At 67.7% G+C, this 2,743-nt stretch carries 3 protein-coding genes; all 3 read left to right on the forward strand.

Going from position 1 to position 2,743, the window contains the following annotated elements; genetic code table 11:
* Positions 1 to 100: 100 nt before the first annotated feature.
* The 3 genes from tnpA to ACDP63_RS24470 all read left to right on the forward strand — a co-directional run bounded on the left by tnpA (position 101) and on the right by ACDP63_RS24470 (position 2,620).
* Complete coding sequence (tnpA, locus tag ACDP63_RS24460) at positions 101 to 532, forward strand: IS66-like element accessory protein TnpA (RefSeq protein WP_143091340.1); 432 nt, start codon at positions 101 to 103, stop codon at positions 530 to 532.
* Entirely contained in the window at positions 529 to 882 is a 354-nt protein-coding gene (gene tnpB / locus ACDP63_RS24465) for an IS66 family insertion sequence element accessory protein TnpB (RefSeq protein WP_028710877.1), read from the forward strand. The genes tnpA and tnpB overlap by 4 nt, the downstream gene beginning before the upstream one ends.
* 64 nt (positions 883 to 946) lie before the next feature.
* Positions 947 to 2,620 carry an IS66-like element ISPpa7 family transposase gene (locus ACDP63_RS24470; RefSeq protein WP_024844429.1) on the forward strand — a complete coding sequence of 558 codons (1,674 nt, stop codon included), beginning with the start codon at positions 947 to 949 and terminating at the stop codon, positions 2,618 to 2,620.
* The last annotated feature ends 123 nt before the right edge of the window (positions 2,621 to 2,743 follow it).

The following is a 2,743-nucleotide window of genomic DNA, read 5'->3' on the forward strand; positions in this document are numbered from 1 at the left end:
CCGTATGCGCCGTCTCCAGCCCATTGATATCGTGGGTTTCCTGCGAGCTGCGTAGGAGCGAGCCTCTTTGTGGTTTTCTGCAAGGGGGCGATGGTGGCGGATGGTGGCGGATGGTGGCGACGGGTTCGTTGGTCGTGTCGAGGTGGTTCGTCGGACGCGGGGGTATCGGCGCTGGCCTGAGGCGGTGAAGGCCCGGATCGTGGCGGAGAGTTTCCAGCCCGGGGTGCGAGTTGTGGATGTCGCGCAGCGGCATGATCTTGCGCCGCATCAGCTCTCGGACTGGCGGCGCCAGGCGCGACAGGGGCTTCTGGCGCTGCCGGCGGATGCCATGGAGGCGGTAGGCGCGACCGTGGTGCCGGCGTTCGTGCCGGTGTCGGTAGATGACGAGGTGGATGCCTCGCCTGATGCCGCGCGCGGTGCCGAAGGGGTCGTCGGAATCGAGATTGGCGACGGAATTATTGTCCGCGTGCCGGGCGACGTGTCGGCGGAGCGGGCGGCGGCGCTTGTGCGTGCGCTGCGCAGGTCGGCATGATCGTCGCCGGGCAGCGGCTGCCGATCCTGGTGGCGACCCGACCGGTGGACTTCCGTTGCGGTCATCAGGCGCTGGCACTGATCGTTCAGAACACGCTGCGGCTCGATCCGCATTCCGGGGTGATGGTGATCTTCCGATCGAAGCGCGGCGACAGATTGAAGATCCTGGTGTGGGACGGCACCGGCATGGTGCTGGTGTATAAGGTCCTGGAGCAGGGCAAGTTCGCCTGGCCGAAGGTTCAGGACGGGGTGATGCGGCTGTCACGGGCGCAATGCGAGGCGCTGGTCGAGGGCCTGGATTGGCGGCGGGTGATGGCGCAGCGGGTGACGGTGCCGACTGCGGCGGGGTGACTCAGGTCGTCGTTCCGGGCGTTGTTTTGTTGGGCTTCCCTGCCGGGATCGGATAGAAAGGGCCATGTCGCAGCCCCTCGATCTGAGCCGCTTTCCTGACCTCCCGCCCGAGGTGGTGGCGGCCTTTGCAGCGCAGCACGAGGCGCTGGAGGCCGCCCGGTTCGAGGCCTCGGTCGAACGCGCGGCACGCCAGCACGAGCAAGCGGTGGTGGCCGAGAAGGAGGCGTTCATCGCCGAGCTCAAGGAGCTGGTGGTGACGCTGGAAGGCCAGATCCAGCAGTATCGCCGCGCGAAGTTCGGGCCGAAGTCCGAGAAGCTGGACCCCGCCCAGCTGGACCTGGCACTGGAAGACCTCGAGACTGCCATCGCCGAGACCGAGGCGCGCATCGCTGCGGTCGAAGAGAAGATCGCCGCCAGCACGCTCGATCCCGAGAAGAAAGCTCGGCGTAAACCGCGCAAAGCCCGGGCGCTGCCCGAAGGCCTGCCGCATGTGGAGCGGGTGGTCGAGCCCGACAGCATCGCCTGTCCTTGTGGCTGTGGCGACATGGTCCGGATCGGCGAGGACCGCAGCAAGCGGCTGGATTGCATCCCCGCGCGGTATCAGGTGATCGTCACGGTGCGACCCAGATACGCCTGCCCCAAGGGCCGGGCCGGTGTGGTGCAGGCAAAAGCCCCGGCGCATCTGCTCGAAGGCAGCTGGCCTACCGAGGCGCTGCTCGCGCAGATCGCGGTCGCCAAGCATTCTGAACACATGCCCTTGAACCGGCAGTCGCTGGTCATGGCCCGGCACGGGGTGCCCATCGACCGCTCGGTGCTGGCCGACTGGATGGGCCGGACCGGCGCGCTGATCGCGCCCGTGGTCGAGCGCATGACGGTGCTTCTGAAGACCGGCGGCACCCGCCTCTATGTCGACGAGACCACAGCCCCGGTCCTGGACCCAGGGCGCGGCAAGACGAAGACCGGATATCTCTGGGCGGTGCTACGCGACGATCGCGGTTGGGGCGGTCCCGCCCCGCCCGGCGTGGTGTTCCACTATCGCCCGGGCCGCGCCGGCGAGAACGCCGACGAGATCCTCGACGGGTTCGACGGGACGATTCAGGTCGACGCCTATGGCGGCTACACCCATCTGGCCAAGCCCGACCGGAAGGGCGGCAAGCCGCTTGCGCTGGCGTTCTGCTGGTCGCACGGCCGCAGGAAGCTCATCGCGGCCAGACCGAAGGCCGGCTCGCCCATTGTCGACGAGGCGCTGGCGCGCATCGCCGCGCTCTATCGGATCGAGGCCGCCATCCGCGGCAAGGATGCCGGCCTGCGCCGCACCATCCGGCAGGAGCAGTCCCGCCCCCTGGTCGATAAATTCTTCGCCTGGCTCGCCGCCCAGGCCGACCGGACCTCGCGCAAGTCGGATCTCGGCAAGGCCCTGCACTACATGCTGCGCCGCCAGGACGGCTTCCGGCTGTTCCTCGACGATGGCCATGTCGACATGGACTCCAACCTGGTCGAGAACGCCATCCGCAGCCCGGCCATGAACCGCCGCAATGCGCTCTTCGCCGGCCACGACGAGGGTGGCCGCAACTGGGCCCGCTTCGCCAGCCTGATCGGCACCTGCAAGCTGAACGACGTGGAGCCTTACGCCTACCTGCGCGATCTCTTCACAAGCATCGCCACCGGCCACCTCGACAAGGACATAGACGCCTTGATGCCATGGGCCTACGCGGCAGCGACCAAGACCTCACAATGAGCACATCCGGGACTCCCGGCTGAGCTCATTGTGAGCTTCACTAACCGGCACTCGCCCCCCAACGCACCCAACTCGCGCTCCCAAGCGCACCCCAAATCCCAATGGGACGGAGACGGCGCTTAC

Origin of the sequence: Paracoccus sp. P2, from assembly GCF_046335115.1 — a bacterium.
Classification (GTDB): Bacteria; Pseudomonadota; Alphaproteobacteria; order Rhodobacterales; family Rhodobacteraceae; genus Paracoccus; species Paracoccus pantotrophus.